A 17,646-nucleotide genomic window follows, 5' to 3' on the forward strand; every position below is an offset into this window, starting at 1 on the left:
CAGTTGAACACACGACATCGGTAGGCCCTAGACCCGCTCGAGCGGGTGGTGCGGAAGGGGCGGGGTCTCGACCTGGATGGGATCGGCGGGGCGCACGATCCCGCCACGGCGGACCACAGCCATGATGCCGCTCTTGAAGGTGAACTCACCGGAAACGGGATCCATGGCGAACACCTCACCGAGCAAACCCCTGCGGAAGTCGTTGATCTTCGCGCATGGGTTCCGCAGTCCTGTCACCTCGACCACCGCCTGCTCTCCGAGATGCAGCAGAGCGCCGGTGGGCAGCCCCAACAGGTCCACCCCGCGCGTCGTGACGTTCTCACCGAGCTGGCCCGCGCGGACCGTGAATCCCTTGAGCGCGAGTTCGTCGAAGAGCTCCTCGTGCATCAGGTGGACCTGGCGCACATTGGGCAGGTCCGGCTCGTAGGTCATGCGGAACTGATGTCGGATCGTCTTACCTGCGTGCACGTCTCCTTCCACGCCGAGCCCCGTGAGCAGGTTGATGGCATCGCGATTGGGCTTGCTGAACGAATACACCTCGTTGCGGCTCACTGCCGCGACCTGCGCAGCCATCGCGCCCTCCCCTGTTGTCATTCCGCGAACGGTGAATCCTAAGGGCCACGGAAAAAGCTTGGTGAGGAATCAAGCAGTGAGCCGCGGGCGGAGCTCGCCGAGCTCCGCCCGGTCACTTCTGCGCGCCGGACCCGACCGTCGGCAGGTAACGCGGTGCTCGCCAGGCCTTGAGACGGTCCTCCACCCCGGCCCCCAGTGACAGGAGCTCGGCGTCCTGATGGTCGCCCGCCATCAGGAGCAGACCGACCGGCAGTTCGTTCACGGTCCCGGCGGGCACCGAGAGGGACGGGTATCCGGCAACGGCCGCCGGGGTGGAGGAGGGGATGACGTCGTTGTCGCCGCGCGCGCAGTCGGTGGTCCAGGCCGGCGGGTTCGTGGGCGCGGCGATGGCGTCCAGGCGGTGGGCGGACATGGTCTCGTCGATGGAGCGCCTCGAGAGGTCCTTCAGTTCGGCGCGCATCGCCCGGTAATCGGGGTCGCTGGTGGACGGCGCCGCGAGGGCCTGCTCGAACAGCTCCTGTCCGGCGAAGCAGGTCTGCTCCTCGGGGTGGGCGCGGTTGAACTCGATCAGCTCGGCCAGGTCACGGGGCCCCTTGCGCGTGCCGAGGTAGGCGTCGATGTCCCGGTGGAACTCGCTGAGCAGCGCCGGGAACTCGAGTTCGGCCAGCCGTGCCTGGTACGGGGGTGTCACCTCGACGACCACCGCTCCGGCCTTGCGCAGCTTCTTCGCCGTACGGGTCATCACCGCGTCCACGTCCCCTCCCAGCGAGGGCAGGCGCCACAGGCCGATCCGCTTGCCGCGGAGGCTGGTGCCCGCCTGGTCGGCCGCCGCGTCCTTGGCCGCGAAGCCTGACGGGCCGCGGTGGCTTGAGAGGCCCGGGAGGGTGCCGGAGCGGGCGCCGTCACCACGCGAGCCCTCGCGCTCGCTCAGCACCGAAAGCGTCAGCGCGGTATCGATCACATTGCGCGCCATGGGCCCGGCGGTGTCCTGCTCGGCGGAGATCGGCACCACGCCTGACTGGCTGACCAGGCCGAGGCTTGGCTTGTGGCCGACGACACCGTTCATCCCGGCCGGGCACACGATGGAGCCGTCCGTCTCGGTGCCGATCGCCACCTGCGACAAGGACGCGGCGAGCGCGGCGGCGGAACCGGAGGACGATCCGCACGGATTGCGGTCGAGTACGTAGGGGTTGTTGGTCTGGCCGCCCACCGCCGACCAGCCCGATGTCGGCTTCGCGGCACGGAAGTTGGCCCATTCGGACAGGTTCGTCTTGCCGAGAATCACCGCCCCGGCCTTCCTCAACCGGGTCACCAGCGCGGCGTCGGTGTCCGGCGGGCTTCCGGCGAGCGCGAGCGACCCGGCCGTCGTCGGCATGTCCCGGGTGTTCACGTTGTCCTTGAGCAGAACGGGGATGCCGTCCAACGGCCCAAGTGTCTTCCCGCGTCGGTGGCGCACATCGCTGGCGGCCGCCTGGCGCAGGGCCGTCGGGCTGGTGCGCAGCACCGAGTGAATCCTGGGATCGACGTGCGCGATGCGCCGCAGGTAGGCCCTGGTCAGCGTCGACGAGGTCAGCGACCCCTCCCCCATGCGCGCCTGTAACTCCGGAATCGTCACGGTGTCCAGGTCGACCCCGGCAACGTGAGGCGACCCGGTCGGCGGCGATGAGCTCTCGGCGGAATGCCCGGCGGCCTGCGCACCGGCATGCGGTACGCCCGTCAGAAGCGACCCCGCGACAAGGGCGGCGGTCATTGCGGCAATGCTCCTCTTCCCCATGCGGGCCAGCGGACTACAGCAGCCACGTCCGGCGCAAGGGGGCCGGGAGACTCAGATACTCCGCGAGCTGAGAACCCGCGCACACGGGCTCACCCGGGGGCTGATGGCAGGTCACCACGTGGCGCGCAGCACGCCGTCGCTGTCGGGCAGGGCGGCGCAGAGCAACGGGTGATGCTCGTCGAGGTCCATGGGCAGGGCGCAGGCCGCCCGCATGCCGGCGGCCAGGGCGGCGAGGTCCTCGTACTCGCTGTCGTCGACGATCATGCGGCTGATCGTCCCGTCCTGCGCCTCCCAGACGAAGTCCACCGTTCCCTCCTCGGGCAGCGCCGCGAGAACCGCTCCGACCTCGGGGTCCAGGCCGGGCCAGACGGTCAGCAGGGCGCGCGGGCTGAAACCGGCGCGCACCTCGTCGAGGTTCTCAGCCGTGAGGCGGTGCCAGCGGGCGGCGTTGCGGACTGATCCTTCCTCCAGGAGCAACGTCTGCCGTGCGGCGAGCTCCGTGCGCACACGCGCCCAAGCACCGGAACAGTGCCGTACTGATCAGCCGCACTGCCAGGTGAACATCGCCCGGTCGAAGCGCCGCTCGGTCAGGTCCGTGGGGCGGATGAGCCAGTACAGCGTGCCGGCGTCGCCCCACATCATGGCGGCGTCGTCGTCGCTGTCGAACTGGGCCAGCAGTACCCAGTTGCCGGCCTCCTCTCCGAGGGCCAGCGCGTCGCCGGCCGCGGCCTCCCCGAGGACCGCTTCCGCCACCTCGATCTCCACCGGGTTCTGCACCGCATGCGCGTGACCGCCGATCTGATGACCCGCCGCGACGTCGAACTCCCACACCGCCTCGAGGAATTCCTGCGCGCACACGGGATGGTCGTAACGGTGTCCCAGCGGAGCCCCGGGCGCGAAGGCGTCTCGGACCTGAGGATGCCAGGGCTCGGCCGCGGTCAGGCCGGGCCGGGCGGCGAGCAGTACCTGCGGATACGTCTGCAGTCCCTGGGGTGCGGCGCGCTCGGCCGCCGTCTCGTCGGGCGATGTGTACAGGACCCGCGCGCCTGCCCAGCTCTCGCGGTCCTCCACCAGCACCTGTGCGTCGCCGTCGTCCAGCTGTCCGTCGAAGTAGAAGAACGACAGAGTTCCCTCGGACGGGAGATCGATGTCCAGTTCGGCGACGGGCAGCGCGCCGCAGTCCAGCGAGGCCACGAAGGAAAGGGGCCCGTGCCCCTGCCAGGACGGCCATTCCACGTCCGCCGGGGAGACGCGGCACACCACCGAGCCGGCCCACCACGGTGCTCGCTTCCCCTGCCGCGTCGAGCCGGACAGCCGGACGGAGCAGACCCAGCCACCGCTCAGCGACGTGGGAGGACATGTCATACGCCGATCATGCACCGCCCCGCCGACGATTCCGCCCCCTCGTCGATTCCGCCCCCCGACGGTTCCATTCATCGGGCACCCTCGCGGCGGCGGCGCAGATGGACCAGGCGACCGATTTGATCCTCTTACGCGCGGGTAGCAGGGCGACATGGTCACCGAAAGCTCTGCCTCCCCGAGCGGCTACGCGCAGCCCACCGTCGACGTCCAGGCTCTCGCCGAGCTGCTCGACGGCGAATACGCCGAGGTCCGCGATCTGGTTCGCACCAACCTGACGACGTACGCGGGCGTACTGGACGAAGCGGAGGAGCTCGGCTTCGACGCGTTCCGCGAGCGGGTGCGTGAGGTCGTCGTCGAGATGGCGGCGACGGGCCAGACGGGCATGGGCTTCCCGAAGGAGTACGGCGGGGGCGGTGACATCGGTGCGTCGATCGCCGCGTTCGAGACGCTCGCCTTCGGCGATCTGTCGGTGCTGGTGAAGGTCGGCGTGCAGTTCGGGCTCTTCGGCGGAGCCATCCTGCACCTGGGCACCAGGCGTCACCACGAAGCCTATTTGCCGCGCCTGATCACCGGGGAGCTGATGGGGTGCTTCGCGATGACCGAGACCGGGCACGGCTCCAATGTCCAGGCGCTCGGCACGGTGGCTCGGTATGACGCCGACAGCCAGGAGTTCGTCATCACCACCGGCGGGGACGAGGCTCGGAAGGACTACATCGGCAACGCGGCCCGGCACGCCGAGCTGACGGTCGTCTTCGCCCAGCTCGAGGTGGACGGAAAGCGCGAGGGCGTGCACGCGTTCGTCGTGCCGATCCGCGTCGGCGGTGAGGTGGCCCCCGGCGTCCGGATCGAGGACGACGGCCGCAAGATGGGACTCAACGGCGTCGACAACGGCCGCATCTGGTTCGACGGCGTACGCGTGCCACGCGAGGCGCTGCTCAACCAGTTCGCCGACGTCACCCCTGAAGGCGACTACCAGAGCCCGATCGACAACCCCGACCGCCGCTTCTTCACCATGCTCGGCACGCTGGTCCAGGGACGGGTCAGCGTCGGCGGCGGCGCCATCAACGCCGCCAAGGTCGCCCTGGCGATCGCCACCAAGTACGCCGTGCGCAGGCGGCAGTTCCAGGCCGCCTCGGACACCGAGGAGCAGGTGCTCCTCGACTACGGCATGCACCAGCGCCGACTGCTCCCGCTCATCGCACGCACCTACGCGCTGCACTTCGCCCAGGACGTCGTCCGCACACAGCTGCACGACGTCTTCTCGGGTGGCGATGACGACGACCTCGCCCGACGCGAACTGGAGGCACGGGCCGCAGGCACCAAGGCACTCGGCACCTGGCACGCCACCCGCACGATCCAGGAGTGCCGCGAGGCCTGCGGCGGCGCCGGCTACCTCGCCGTGAACCGCTTCGCCGCCCTGAAGGCCGACAGCGACGTCTTCGCGACGTTCGAGGGCGACAACCACGTTCTGCTCCAGCTGGTGGCGAAGGGCTTGCTCACCCACTACGCCAGCGAGTTCGAGAACCTGGACCAGCTCGGCATGGTCCGCTACGTCACCAACCTCGCCGTTGAAACGGTCATCGAGAAGACCTCGGCCCACAAACTGCTCGAGCGGGTACGCGACCTGCTGCCCGGCGGCGACGAGTGGGACCAGGAAGCAGGCCTGTTCGACTCGGAGTATCAACTGGCCATGCTCCGCTTCCGCGAGGAACACATGCTCGCCGGCGTCGCGCGTCGCCTCAAGCGCGGAATGGACCAGAAGACCCATCCCGGCGTCGTCTTCTCGCAGGTGCAGGACCACGTCATCGCGGTGGCCCACGCTCATGTGGAGCGCCTGGTGCTCGAGGCGTTCGTCGACAAGATGCGCGAGTTGCCCGACGGCGACAACAAGGTCGCACTGGGGCTGCTGTGCGACCTCTTCGCCCTCTCCACCATCGAGGCGGACCGTGCCTGGTTCATGGAACACGGCCGCCTGACGACACAGCGTTCGAAGGCGATCCGCCGCGAGGTGAACGACCTGTGCCGCAAGATCCGCCCCCTCGCCACCGACCTCGTCGACGCCTGGGGCATCCCGCCGCAGCTGCTGCGTGCGCCTGATCTGGTGGGGTGACCTGGGGATCATCGCGAGGGCTCCACGGCCACGGGCGAGACGGCGGCATGGCGCCGGCAGGCGGCGGCAGGCGGCTCAAGGGAACCTTGAGCCATCCCTGCGGGTTCTGACGGTATGGAATTCGTCTTCTTCATGACGCTGCCCGGGCTGGTCGTGGTGCTGACGCTGCTGGCCTTCGTCGATCAGCTGCTGTTGCGCGCCGGACAGGCCTGGATGCTGCCGTGGCGCAACAGTGCCCGCCAGGGGCAGGTGTCGGCGACCGGGTTCGAGCAGCTGCACGGGGCGCTGTCACCGGGCAAGCAGCACGAACTGAAGGAGCGGCAGTCGGCTCTGGTCATGCCCGACAACGAGGATGACGGAGCGCCGCCGAACAGGACGACGGTGAATCTGGAGGGCGGCACAGCCGTCGTCCGGATACCCCGCTCCGCCCAGTAGGCAAGCCGGTGCCACCTGGCCGCGAGGACGGACGCCGCTTCCTCAAGGCCTGCCCCCGGGTCGTCCGTCAGAGGACGTCGTCGTTGGATTCGAACTGGTGCCGCTCGGGGGGCAAGTCGTCGAAGTAGACCGTGTCGGCTTCGCCGGTGAGCACCAGGAGGAGGAACTGCGCGCAGGAGTGCGGGTGATGCTCCCACTCAGGGCCCCGGCCCTCGTTGAACAGGGTGGTCCACTCATCCGGCTGCTGCCCCGGACGGCGCAGCCAGTACAGCATGGCGCCGCTGCCCTCGACGTAGGCCCAGGGCAGCACCTGGGCGCCGTCGTCCTCCAGCAGTTGAGGCGGCTTGGGTTCGGTCTCCCACAAGTTCGCCAGGATCTCCGCACGCGCCTTGGCCTCGTCAAGGAGGTTGCAGTCCTTGTCGGGGCATTCGGGGTCCAGGAGCCAGATCTCCTCGTCGAAGATTCCGCCTCCGTAGACCTCGACGAGTTCCTTGTAGTCCTGTGGCAGGGCCGTGCCGAGCTGTTGCTCCACGGCGATCCAGTCCCGTGAGCGGCGCGGGCCCGGAGGCGGAACGAGCGCGGTGAGGCGTTCGACGGCCGATCGCACCGGGCGACTACTCGGCACCGCCGCTCCTCGCCGTCGTCAGAATCGCGCTCACCACAACTTCGAAGAGGTGATCGGCGCTTGGCGCGAGCGAGGGTTGGTCGCCCGTCCAGGCGAGCATGGCCACCAGCGCGAACAGATCGGCGCCATCGATGTCCTTGCGCGCCATGCCCGCCGCCTGGGCACGCGTGAGCAGCCGCGCACCGGCCGCGCGCAGGGTCACGCACGAAGCATGGAGTGCGGAGTCGGGGTCCTCGATGGCGGCCGCCATCAGCACGGTCACGCCCCGGTACTCGGTCGTCCACGCGACGCAGTCGCGCAGCCAGGAGACGAGAGCGTCCTCGGGCGGACTCGACGTCTCGAGCGCGCACGCCTTCGCCGTCAGCTCGTCGAAGCTCGTACGGAGCAGGGCATCGAGCAGCGCCTCGCGCGTCGGGAAGTGCCGCAGCAGCGTCGCGAGCCCGACATCCGCCCTGCGCGCGATGTCGCGCAGGGACACCTCGACGCCTTCCTCGGCGAGAGCGGTGCCCGCTACTGCGAGCAGGTGGTCGCGGTTCTTCCTGGCGTCGGCCCGCATCGGTCCCCTTGACTATCCGGATCACTGGTCCATATATTCGGATCACTGGTCCACTTATGTGGATCGCCGATCCGAATAAGCGTATCTCGCGGCGCTGACAGGAGAAGAACGATGCCTGCACACACGATGAGGGCCATCCGGCTCCACGAGCACGGCGGCCCTGAAGTTCTGCGTCACGAGGAGGTGCCGCTTCCCGAGCCGGGGCCGGGCGAGGTACTCGTCCGCGTCCACGCGGCCGGCATCAACCCGCCCGACTGGTACCTGCGCGACGGGATGTCCAACCTGCCTCCCGAGACGAGGCCGAAGTTCGAACTGCCCGTGATCCCAGGCACGGACCTGTCGGGCGTCGTCGAGGCCGTGGCCGCGGATGTGGACGGCTTCTCCGCGGGTGATGAAGTCTTCGGTCTCCTGCGCTTCCCCAGCTTCGAAGGCAGCACCTATGCCGAGTACGTGGCCGCGCCCGCGTCGGACCTGGCACTCAAGCCCGCCGGCATCGATCACGTGCAGGCCGCCGGGGCGCCCATGTCCGGCCTCACCGCGTGGCAGTTCCTGATCGACGTCGGACACGACCACCCGTCGCCCTTCCAGGCGGCCCGGCACCGTCCCACAGCACTCGACGCCGACACGACGGTGCTCGTCAACGGCGCCGCGGGCGGCGTGGGGCACCTCGCGCTACAGCTGGCGAAATGGAAGGGCGCGCGGGTCATCGCGGTGGCATCGGGCGCGCACGAATCCTTCCTGCACGAGCTCGGCGCCGATGAGTTCATCGACTACACCAAGCGTCGTCCCGAGGAAGTCGTGCGTGACGTCGACCTCGTTCTCGACACCGTCGGTGGCCCCGACAGCAAGCGTTTCCTGCGTACGCTCAAGCGCGGCGGCTCCCAGTTCCCCGTGTTCTTCGGCGAGTTCGACGAGGAAGAGACCGCGAAGCTGGGCGTCACGGTCACGGGCACCCAGGTCCGCTCGAACGGCGCGCAGCTTGCCGAACTGGCGCGCCTGCTCGATGCGGGCACGGTCCGCGTGGCGATCGACAGCACGTTCACGCTCGCGGATGCCCGAGCCGCGCACGAGCGCGCCGCCCGAGGCCGTATCCGCGGAAAGATCGTGCTCACGGTCCCGTAGGCAGGGTGCCCGTCCGTCCGACCGCGAAAAGTGAAACGACGTCAGCCCTTGGCTACCGCCGTCAGAACGTCCGCCAGTTCCACGGGGCGGCTGAGAGCGACGCAATGGCTTGCCGCGATCTCGTCGGGGGTCACGTCGAGGCGTTCCCGCGCGAGCCGGCGCTGGAACTCCGGCGGGAGGAAACGGTCCTCGGCGCACACCACGAACCTGGTCGGCACGTCCGGCCAGGCATCGAGCGGCCAGGGTTGCGCTGACGCGGCCGAGGACGGGTGTGCTCGTTCCTTGCTCATCGCTTCCTCGGCGAGCGCGCGCGGGACATCGTGGTAGAAGGAGACGTACGGGTCATCTGCGCCGGTGAGACCGCCGTCCCGGTCGGCCCGGCGCCGCGCGGCCTCGGCGTAGCCGGTGTTGCTCCACCACTCGTCCGGTGTTTCACCCGGCGCGGGGACCATCCCGGCGACCAGGACCAGCGCCTCGGCCTGACGGCGGGCGGCGACCAGGGGCGCGGTGAACGCGCCGTAGGAATGGCCCACGACCACGAGATCGCGACCGTCACCGACCGCCTCGACCACGGCGTCCGCGTAGTCGTCGAGCGTCAGCGAGTCATCGTCGCCCGGAAGGTCCGGTGCCACGACGTCGTGCCCTCGCGCCCGCAGCTCCGCCTCGACCAGATGCCAGGACCAGCCGACGTCGCCGGCACCGTGGATCAGCACGAACGTACTCACAGCAGGGCTCCCGTCCTAGGGGTGGCGACACGACCGGACGACGGCACGTGGCGCCCACCTTTCCGCAGCCAGGCTCTCACCGATAGGCCCCCAACGGGTCACGGATCCTGACGTCGGAGGTGGAATGTCAGCCCTTCCGGGCTGCTCAACCGGACGCAGTGACGCCCGGTCTCCTCGGACCAGATGGAGGGGCGCGGGTCGTCGCCGTGGTCGCGTGCGCGCGCGATCACGGCGTCCAGATCGTCGACGCCGACCACGAGCTCCCACCGTGGGGCGGACGCACCGGAACCGGAACCAGCGGCGACGAAGTCAGCGCGGCTCAGGAGCGTCCCCGTCGTCTCCTCGTAGAAGCGCTGAGCATCATCCGGCTGGTCGCACGCCAAGATCAGGCGGTGCGGAGCGCCCGCCAACCGCGATGGCAACGTCCACCCGGTGAAGCGGTTCGACTGCCAGAGCGAGAAGGCGGCACCGAACGGATCGACCAATGTCGCCAGGCGGCCCTGATCGCCCGCGTCGAAGGGAGGCACGACAAGGCGAGCGCCGTGCTTCGTCGCCGCTTCGGTGCGGCGATCGACGTCCTCGACCGCCAAGTAGTACGCGATGTGGGCGGGTGTTCCGGGCGGATAGACAGGGTTCGCCAGGTCACTCACGCCGCCGATCAGGTGCCCGTCGACGTCTATCTTGGTTGCCTTGCGCCAGTCCGTCTCGTCGACCGCGAAACGCCAACCCAGCGTCGCGGAGAAGAAGGCGGCGGTGGCGGCCGGGTCGCGGGTCTTGAGGTCCATCCAGCAGAACTCGTGAAATGAACCAACACGGGTCGTCATCCGGCGCTCCTTGTCCTCACGATGCTGGATACCGGGCGTCCGGACGGCAGCGCAAGTGATTTCAACTGCGCCGCTGTCGCGTGGGGTTACCTGCGCCCCTCGCGACCAGGCCGGGCGCCACCGGGCCTAGGGTGGGCGCATGAGCGATCAGGGGGCGGGAATGGCGCACGGGGTATGCACCGGCTGCGGCGGCAACGAGGTGTACGAAGGGCAGGCCTACTACGGACAGGCCCTGCCCAAGGTGCGTCTGAAGTTCGGAGCGCTCCGCGGAGAGACCGTGCCGACGTCGGCGCTGGTCTGCGCGAACTGTGGACGCCTGGAATGGCGCCTCCTTCTCGACAATGACGCCAGGGACGGCATCCGGCAGCACTTCACCCACGTACCGCCCAGGTAGCGTCTCAAGACCTGCGGCGTCTACGACCTGGCGCTGTCGAGCAGCCGTTGGATGTGCAGGCCGTGAGCCGCGTCGATCCCCGTGCCCTGGCCGGTACGGACCGCGGTGGCGAACTCGCGGCGCAGGATGGGCCAGCACTCCTCGTGGTCGATGTCGGCCGTGTCGTAGACCAGTTCCTCGCCGGGGCCGAAGAGCTCCACGCGGGTCCTGGCGCGTGGGAGTTTCACGCTGCCGGACAGGGACGCCTGGCTGACCGCACCATTCTCGTGTTCGCAGGTCAGTTCGATCCAGCGCGTGGGGTCGCCCGTGGCGCGTACGGAGAAGATCGGTGCGACGGCGGTGTCGAGCAGGTCCAGGAGGTGCGGGCCCAGGTCGAGCAGTGCGCCGTGTTCGAGCCGCCAGGCGGTGGCGAAGTCGCCCTCCAGGAACGCTCCGTGGAGGTAGCACGAGCGTGCACCGGTCACGTCGCGCGACGCCGCTTCGGCGAGGAAGGCGCGGGTGGCCGGGTGGTATCGCTTGGTGAGGACGAGTTGCGAGATCACCTGGTGCTCGGCGACGGCGTCCGCGACGGCGCGGGCGGCTTCCAGGTCGGCGCCGAGCGGCTTCTCCAGGAGCAGGGCGCGTCCGGCCGCCGCGGCACGCGGAGCCAGAGCGGCCTGCACGGCGGGAGGTACCGCGAAAGCCACTGCCTCGCACATGTCGAGGAGTTCCTCGAAGGAGGCGGCGGCCGGAGCGCCGTACGCCGCGCCGACCTCGGCGGCCGCCTCGGGCCGACGCGCCCAGACCGCCGCGAGCGTCGTCTCGGGACCGGCGGCCAGCATGCGGGCGTGCATCGCGCGGGCCCAGGGGCCGGCGCCCACGAGCCCTACGCGGACAGGCGCGTGGGCCCAGGTGGTGGTGGGGTCGGAGGCGGTGTGGGACATGGTGCTTCTCCGTCGTGAGCAGGTGAGCAGGTGAGCAGGTGTCGTCGGGCGGCGTGCGGGGGCGGGCGTCCCCCGTCGCATCGCGCGCGGTGATATGCAGCCTCAGGTGCGGTGTGGGGCCCTCTTGCTGCTTGCGGGGACAGGCCTCACTCTGTTGCCCTCCTTCGGCGCCGTCCCCATGGCCATCACGCCCCACGCGCTACGTCCGGCCCGCACGCGCGAAGCCGGTTCACCCTGTCTGGTCCGGCGCCATGAGCTGCGCGAGCCGTGCGTCCGCCGTGGCCGGGGCGTAGAGGTGTTCGACGACCATGAGGGTGGCCCCCATCAGGGCGGCGTGGTCACCCAGTTCCGAGGTGACGACCTGGAGGTGGGAGGTGGTGCGGGGCATGGCGCGTTGGTAGAGGAGTTCGCGTACGCCGGTGAGGAAGGGTGTGCCGGCCAGGTCGCCGGTGAGGACCAGGACGCCCGGGTTCAGCAGGGTGACGACGGTGACCAGGACTTCGCCCACGCGCTGGCCCGCCTCGCGGGCGAAGCGCACGGCGTCCGGGTGGCCGGTGGCGAGATGCGCGCGGACATCGGAGCCCGAAGCGGTGGGCACGCCGGCGGCGGTGAGCTGTCGGGCGATGGCGCCACCCGAGGCGACCGCGGCGAGGCAGCCGTAGGAGCCGCACATGCACAGGGCGTCGGGGCGGTCGTGCAGTCGGATGTGGCCGATGTCGCCCGCGCCGCCGTCGATGCCTCGATAGACCTCGCCGCCGACGATGACGCCCGCGCCGATGCCCGTGGAAGCCTTGATGAGAACGAAGGCGCTGCAGTCGGGGTGGCCGGCCCGCTGCTCTGCCAGGGCCATCAGGTTGGCGTCGTTGTCGACGTAGACGGGCGGAGGCGGATGCCCCGCGTCGGCCCCCGGGACGACGTGCTCGGACCATGCCTCGCGCAGGCGTTCCCGTACGGGAAAGCGGTCCCAGCCCGGCATGATCGGCGGCTGCACGATCTGGGCGGTCTCCCAGTCGACGGGGCCGGGTACGGACAGGCCGATGCCGCAGATGTGCGCGGCGTCGACCTCGGCCTCGGCGAGCAGCGGGGCGAACCAGCGAGCCAGTTCGTCGAGGACGCGATCGGGTCCGTCGCCGATGAGGAGCGCGCCGCTGTGTTCGGCGAGGATGTTGCCCGCCAGGTCGAGCACGGCGACCCGCGCGTGCCGCGTCTCCAGGTCCGCCGCGATCACCGCGGCGTGCGTGGGGTCGAACTCCAGGCGGACGGAGGGGCGTCCACCGGTGGAGGCGCCCGTCGCGTCGCGCAGCCAGCCGGCCGCGAAGAGCTGATCGAGCCGGTGGCCCACCGTGGAGCGGGAGAGTCCCGTCGCTTGCTGGAGCGCTCCGCGCGTGGTGGCCTCGCCGCTGCGGATGAGCTGCAGCAGGTGCCCTGCGCTGGCCTGGTTTCCTGCCATGCCCGCTGTCCCCGTCCTGTCCTGTCGATCTGTGCGTGTGAAGCGTGATGGTGCGTGTGGTGCGTGCCGTCGGCCGGTCGAGCCGTACGGCACTCTGCTGCCGCCGTGCTGAGCCGGCGTCAGCCCTTGTCGGCGCCGCTGGTCAGGCCCTCGGTGAGGAGCCGTTCGGCGGCGAAGAACAGGAGTACCACGGGGATGGTGAGGATGACCGACCCGGCCATCAGTACGGTCTTGGACACTTCGATGCCGTTGGCCAGTTGCTGCAGTCCCAGCGAGACCGTCCACTTGTCGGGCTCGGCGGCCAGGAAGAGGAGGGCGAAGAGGAATTCGTTCCAGGCGATCATGAATACGTAGAGCCCGGTGGCCATCAGGGTCGGTGTGGCGAGCGGCAGGATGATCTTGCGGACGGTCTGCAGCCGTGAGGCCCCGTCGATGGCCGCCGCTTCCTCGATGCTGTACGGGATGGTGACGAAGTAGTTCTTGAGCATGTAGATCGAGACGGGGACCGTCTGGGCGATGTAGACGACGGCCAGGCCGACCAGGCTTCCGGAGAGCCCCATCTTGGCGAACATGACGAAGAGCGGCACGGCGAGCAGTGTCGCGGGGAAGAGGTAGACGGCCAGGAAGAGGGCGCTGACGTGACGGTTGCCGAAGAACTTCAGCCGGCTGACCGCGTAGGCGCCGGGCACCGCGGCGGCCAGCGTGAGCAGGACCGTGGCGACGGCGACGAGGGCCGAGTTGAGCAGCATGGCGAGGAAGCCCTGGCCGCCCTCGGAGGACGGCTTGAGCACGTTCTCGTAGGTGCTGAGGGTGAAGTCCTTGGCCGAGACCCAGAGGTTGCCGGGGTCCAGGAGCAGTGCGTCGATGGGCTTCACCGACAGCATGAGCATGTAGTAGAAGGGCACGATCGTGATCGCGGCCAGGAAGGCGATCACGACCCAGCGCAGGACGCCGAAGAGGCGTTCCTCGAATTGTGCGCGGGTCAGGCGCGTGGTGGTGCGCCGCGGTGGGGGCAAGGGGCGCTCAGGCCGTTCGGTCCGTTCGCGGGTGATCGTCTGGGTCCGGGTCATGCCGACTCCTCCTGCACCTTCTTGCCGAAGAACTTGAAGTAGATGCCCAGGAGGGCCATGAGGGCGACGGCCAGGACCAGTGCCTGTGCGGATGCGGCGCCCACGTCGAAGCGTGAGGTGAGGAAGTCGTAGACGCGTACGGCCACGACGTCCGTGCCGGAGCCGCCGCCGGTGAGCAGGTAGATGTCGTCGAACTTGTTGAACGTCATGATGAAGCGCAGGACGGACAGCAGCGCGATGACGGGCATCAGTTGCGGCAGCAGGATGTGCCGGAAGCGCTGGGTCAGCGTGGCGCCGTCGACTTCCGCGGCCTCTTCGAGGCTGCTGGGCACGGCCTGAAGGCGGGCGAGCATGAAGAGGAAGGCGAAGGGGAAGTAGCGCCAGGTCTCGAAGGCGATGACGGTGAGCAGCGCCAGCGGGATGTCGAAGTGGAAGCCGAACACGCCCACTTCGTAGGAGCGGGTGGAGAGGAAGGCGATCGGGTCGTCCCAGCCGAAGAGCTTGTGGCCCCATTCGTTGACGATGCCGAACTGGGGGCTGAGCGCCACTTCCCAGACGAAGGCGACGGCGACCACGGGCGCGACGTACGGCAGGAGCATCGCGGCGCGCAGGATGCCCCGGCCGCGGAAGGGCTTGCGCAGGGCGAGGGCCGCGATGAGGCCGAGGACGACGGAGCCCGCGGTCGCGCCGACGGTGTACACCAGCGTGGTGCCCAGGCTGCTCCAGAAGCCGGGCGAGCCGAAGACCTGCTCGAAGTTGTCGAGGGTCCAGCGTCCGAAGAGGCCGTTGTCCTGGATGTTGACGAGCTTGGCGTGCTGGAAGGCGAGCAGGACGGTCCACAGGATCGGCAGGATCACCACGACCAGGACCACCAGGAAGGTGGGGGTCACGAAGGCGAGTCCGGCACGGTTCTCCCGCTTGCCCGCGGACTGGGGTTGAGGGGTACGGCGCTTGTTCGCGCCGCTCTGGAGTGTGCTCATGGATGGGTTACCTCGGTGAAGGAGCGCCTGGCGGAACGCGGAGAGGGGCGCTTGCGCGGCTGGCTACTGGAGGGACTTCTGGAGCGCGGCCACCTCGTCGTTGGCCTCCTTGGCGGCTTCGTCCGGCGAGATCTGGCCGCTGGTCATCGAGCCGATGGCCTTGGCCACGGGCAGCTCGCCGTTGGTCGCGCCCACCAGCGCGCCCTGGCCCTCGGTGAGGCCCCAGCGCTTCATGTTGCCCACGCCCGCGACGAGCCGGTCCAACAGCTCCGGCGGGTAGGCCTTCTGCATGGAGGCGCGGCGATCGACGCCCATGACGCTGGAGCGCCAGGCCCGGTCGAAGGTGCCGGGCTCGCTCCTGGTGCCGGTACGGACGGGGATCTTGCCCTCGGGGGCCATGCCGAACCAGTCCTCGTAGCCCTTGCTCATCATGTACTCGATGAACTTGCGCGAGGCACCGCTCTCGGCGGTCTTGGTGACGGCCCAGGAGGTGATCTCGCCGAACTGGGCGGGTTCCTTGCCGTCGGGGCCCTGCAGAGCGGTGATCACCTTGGTGTTGCGGGCCAGGAACTCGGGGTCCTTCTTGCACTGCGGGCAGCTGGGCAGCGCGTCCGAGCGCAGGCCCGCCATCTCGTCGAGCAGGAAGGACGACCAGATCATCATCGAGGACTTGCCGGCGAAGTAGGTGGCGCGGGTGGTGTCCACGCTCTGGGTGCCGGAGGCGCCGTGTTCGCGTGCGAGGGCGTCGTACGCGGCGAAGGCCCTGCGGCACTGGCGTGAGTCGAGGGCGGGTTTGCCCGCCGGGTCGACCAGGCGGCAGTCGTTGGCCAGGGCGAGGTCTTCGAAGCTCTGCTGGGTGAAGACGTCCGAGGGGTCGGTGGCTGCGGACATGCCCGCCCTGCCGTCCGTGTCGAGAGTGGCCGCGGCCTTCATGGCCGTCGCGTAGCTGTCCGGCGCCTTCAGGCCCGCGTCGGCGAAGAGGTCCTTGCGGTAGACCAGCAGTTGGAGCCAGGCGTCGGAGGGGACGCCGAGGCGGGTGCCGTGGTCCTCGGTGAGGGACAGGGCGTTGGCGTTGAACGTGTCCGGGTCCAGGTCCTCGACGATCTGGTCGGCGACCTTCGTGTTCAGCAGGCCGTTGCCGTACATCTGCCAGACCTGCCCCATGGGGACGGCGCCGATGACGTCGGGGAGCTTGCCGGACGCGGCCGCCGACATGATCAGCTGAGGGAGCTGGGCCTCGTCCACGCCGACCAGGTCGACCTTGACGCCGGTCTCCTTCTCGAAGCGGCTGACGATCTTCTCGGTCGCCGCCATCCGGGGAGGCAGGTTCTCCTGCGACCACACCGTGATCGTGTTGTCGGCCTGCCGTTCGGCGGTGGAGCTGCCGGAGCAGCCGGCGAGCAGGCCCGCGGCCAAGGTCGCGGCGAGCCCGAGGCGGGCTGCCCTCGACCGCCGGGTTTTCATCAACATGCTGTGTCCTCACGCCACTCACGCACTTTTCCCGAGCATCTCAGCATCACTTTTGCGTATTGACAAGACATAACTCTGAGATATCTTCGACGTAAGTCATCGAGAAGTACCCACTCCCAGCACTACCGGAGCTCCCGTGGAACGCGTCGTCCAGTTCACCGGCCCCCGCCAGGTCGAAGTAGCCGAGCACGAGAGTGCCGCGCTGCCCACCGGCCATCTGCGGGTGCGCACCCGCTACTCCGGCATCTCCGCGGGCACCGAACTCACCGCCTACCGGGGCACGAACCCCTATCTGACGCGCACCTGGGACGCCGAGGCGCGCATCTTCCGCGACGGCGCGGCGGGCATCGAGTACCCGGTCGCCGGGTGGGGCTACTCCGAGGTCGGCGAGGTCACCGAGGTCTCCCCCGAACTCGTGGGCACACCGGGCATGCCCGCCCGCGGCGACCTGGTCTGGGGCATCTGGGGCCACCGCAGCGAGGGCATCGTCCCGGCCGAGCGCATGATCGGCCACACCCTGCCCTCCGGCCTCGAACCGCTGGCCGGGGCCTTCGCCCGGGTCGGCGCCATCGCGTACAACGCGGTGCTCGCCGCCGACATCCACCTCGGCGAGGACGTGGCGGTCTTCGGTCAGGGCGTCATCGGTCTGCTCACCACCCGCCTCGCCCAGCTCAACGGCGCGCGCGTCACCGCGGTCGACGCCCTGGACGGACGGCTGGCCACGGCCCGTGAGTACGGCGCACGGCACACCCTCAACGCCCGCACCGACACCGTCGCCGAACGCATTCGCGAGGCCACCGGCGGCACGGGCGCCGACGTCGCCATCGAGATCAGCGGCGTGTACCCGGCCCTGCACGAGGCCCTGCGATCGGTCACCGTCGGCGGCCGCGTGGTGGCCTCCGGCTTCTACCAGGGCGACGGCGCGGGACTGCGCCTGGGCGACGAGTTCCACCACAACCGGGTGCAGCTGATCTGCTCCCAGATCGGCGGCGTCCCCCCGCAGCTGGCCGGACGGTGGAGTGTCGAGCGACTGCAGCAGACCTTCCTGTCGCTGGTCGCCGAAGGCCAGGTCGACGTGAAGTCTTTGGTCAGCCACGTCGTCCCGGTGGCGGACGCCGCCGACGCCTACGTGCTGCTCGACGAACGCCCCGCCGACGCCCTGCAGATCGTGCTGGAGTTCTGAGCCCGCTCACCACCCGGCCCACGAACAGTCACCCAGACACACCAGATCGCTGACCCTCAGCGCTGAAAGG

General features: G+C 69.6%; 18 protein-coding genes. 5 read left to right on the top strand and 13 right to left on the bottom strand.

The annotated features are described in order from the left end of the window. Positions 1-27: 27 nt before the first annotated feature. The 4 genes from ACWD02_RS39200 to ACWD02_RS39215 all read right to left on the bottom strand — a co-directional run bounded on the left by ACWD02_RS39200 (position 28) and on the right by ACWD02_RS39215 (position 3,712). Entirely contained in the window at positions 28-573 is a 546-nt protein-coding gene (locus tag ACWD02_RS39200; protein WP_451220547.1) for an MOSC domain-containing protein, read from the bottom strand. A gap of 112 nt (positions 574-685) precedes the next feature. Next, on the bottom strand, positions 686-2,347 hold the full coding sequence (locus ACWD02_RS39205; protein ID WP_451220550.1) for an amidase family protein: 1,662 nt from the start codon (positions 2,345-2,347) through the stop codon (positions 686-688). Between the two features lie 111 nt (positions 2,348-2,458). Next, the gene (locus ACWD02_RS39210; protein ID WP_451220552.1) at positions 2,459-2,854 is read right to left on the bottom strand and encodes a hypothetical protein; all 396 of its coding nucleotides are present in this window, start codon (positions 2,852-2,854) and stop codon (positions 2,459-2,461) included. A 33-nt stretch (positions 2,855-2,887) separates the two neighbouring features. Further along, a complete protein-coding gene (locus ACWD02_RS39215; protein WP_451220555.1) occupies positions 2,888-3,712 on the bottom strand; it encodes a YwqG family protein in 825 nt (274 codons plus the stop codon). A gap of 148 nt (positions 3,713-3,860) precedes the next feature. Here ACWD02_RS39215 and ACWD02_RS39220 point away from each other — a divergent pair, with 148 nt between their 5' ends. Both ACWD02_RS39220 and ACWD02_RS39225 read left to right on the top strand, forming a co-directional pair. Next, entirely contained in the window at positions 3,861-5,819 is a 1,959-nt protein-coding gene (locus ACWD02_RS39220) for an acyl-CoA dehydrogenase family protein (RefSeq protein WP_451220558.1), read from the top strand. Positions 5,820-5,933: 114 nt separating this feature from the next. Continuing rightward, complete coding sequence (locus tag ACWD02_RS39225; RefSeq protein WP_451220561.1) at positions 5,934-6,254, top strand: DUF6191 domain-containing protein; 321 nt, start codon at positions 5,934-5,936, stop codon at positions 6,252-6,254. A 67-nt stretch (positions 6,255-6,321) separates the two neighbouring features. Here ACWD02_RS39225 and ACWD02_RS39230 read toward each other — a convergent pair whose 3' ends face one another. Beyond that, positions 6,322-6,861 (bottom strand): SMI1/KNR4 family protein, encoded by a 540-nt coding sequence (locus ACWD02_RS39230; RefSeq protein ID WP_451220765.1) that lies wholly within the window; start codon positions 6,859-6,861, stop codon positions 6,322-6,324. A gap of 7 nt (positions 6,862-6,868) precedes the next feature. Next, positions 6,869-7,435, bottom strand: coding sequence for a TetR/AcrR family transcriptional regulator (locus ACWD02_RS39235; protein ID WP_451220564.1), 567 nt, complete (start codon positions 7,433-7,435; stop codon positions 6,869-6,871). Between the two features lie 111 nt (positions 7,436-7,546). Between ACWD02_RS39235 and ACWD02_RS39240 the strand changes: the two genes are divergently transcribed. Then, positions 7,547-8,557: an NADP-dependent oxidoreductase gene (locus tag ACWD02_RS39240; protein WP_451220567.1), complete on the top strand. Its 1,011-nt coding sequence runs from the start codon at positions 7,547-7,549 to the stop codon at positions 8,555-8,557. Between the two features lie 41 nt (positions 8,558-8,598). Here the strand turns inward: ACWD02_RS39240 and ACWD02_RS39245 are convergent, their stop codons facing one another. Both ACWD02_RS39245 and ACWD02_RS39250 read right to left on the bottom strand, forming a co-directional pair. Next, positions 8,599-9,282, bottom strand: coding sequence for an alpha/beta fold hydrolase (locus ACWD02_RS39245; protein ID WP_451220569.1), 684 nt, complete (start codon positions 9,280-9,282; stop codon positions 8,599-8,601). A 98-nt stretch (positions 9,283-9,380) separates the two neighbouring features. Beyond that, positions 9,381-10,067 (bottom strand): VOC family protein, encoded by a 687-nt coding sequence (locus ACWD02_RS39250; protein ID WP_451220572.1) that lies wholly within the window; start codon positions 10,065-10,067, stop codon positions 9,381-9,383. A 178-nt stretch (positions 10,068-10,245) separates the two neighbouring features. On the opposite strand from ACWD02_RS39250, the gene ACWD02_RS39255 reads away from it, so the two are divergent. Then, the gene (locus ACWD02_RS39255) at positions 10,246-10,500 is read left to right on the top strand and encodes a hypothetical protein (protein ID WP_451220574.1); all 255 of its coding nucleotides are present in this window, start codon (positions 10,246-10,248) and stop codon (positions 10,498-10,500) included. A 20-nt stretch (positions 10,501-10,520) separates the two neighbouring features. Here the strand turns inward: ACWD02_RS39255 and ACWD02_RS39260 are convergent, their stop codons facing one another. The 5 genes from ACWD02_RS39260 to ACWD02_RS39280 all read right to left on the bottom strand — a co-directional run bounded on the left by ACWD02_RS39260 (position 10,521) and on the right by ACWD02_RS39280 (position 16,393). Further along, positions 10,521-11,423, bottom strand: coding sequence for a Gfo/Idh/MocA family protein (locus ACWD02_RS39260; protein WP_451220577.1), 903 nt, complete (start codon positions 11,421-11,423; stop codon positions 10,521-10,523). 229 nt (positions 11,424-11,652) lie between these two features. Continuing rightward, complete coding sequence (locus ACWD02_RS39265; RefSeq protein WP_451220580.1) at positions 11,653-12,873, bottom strand: ROK family protein; 1,221 nt, start codon at positions 12,871-12,873, stop codon at positions 11,653-11,655. 119 nt (positions 12,874-12,992) lie between these two features. Continuing rightward, complete coding sequence (locus ACWD02_RS39270; protein ID WP_451220768.1) at positions 12,993-13,859, bottom strand: carbohydrate ABC transporter permease; 867 nt, start codon at positions 13,857-13,859, stop codon at positions 12,993-12,995. Between the two features lie 80 nt (positions 13,860-13,939). Further along, complete coding sequence (locus tag ACWD02_RS39275) at positions 13,940-14,923, bottom strand: carbohydrate ABC transporter permease (protein WP_451220582.1); 984 nt, start codon at positions 14,921-14,923, stop codon at positions 13,940-13,942. A gap of 63 nt (positions 14,924-14,986) precedes the next feature. Then, complete coding sequence (locus ACWD02_RS39280) at positions 14,987-16,393, bottom strand: ABC transporter substrate-binding protein (RefSeq protein ID WP_451220585.1); 1,407 nt, start codon at positions 16,391-16,393, stop codon at positions 14,987-14,989. A 136-nt stretch (positions 16,394-16,529) separates the two neighbouring features. On the opposite strand from ACWD02_RS39280, the gene ACWD02_RS39285 reads away from it, so the two are divergent. Beyond that, a complete protein-coding gene (locus ACWD02_RS39285) occupies positions 16,530-17,576 on the top strand; it encodes a zinc-dependent alcohol dehydrogenase (RefSeq protein WP_451220588.1) in 1,047 nt (348 codons plus the stop codon). Positions 17,577-17,646: the final 70 nt, after the last annotated feature.

This window comes from Streptomyces sp. NPDC002853, from assembly GCF_053591915.1.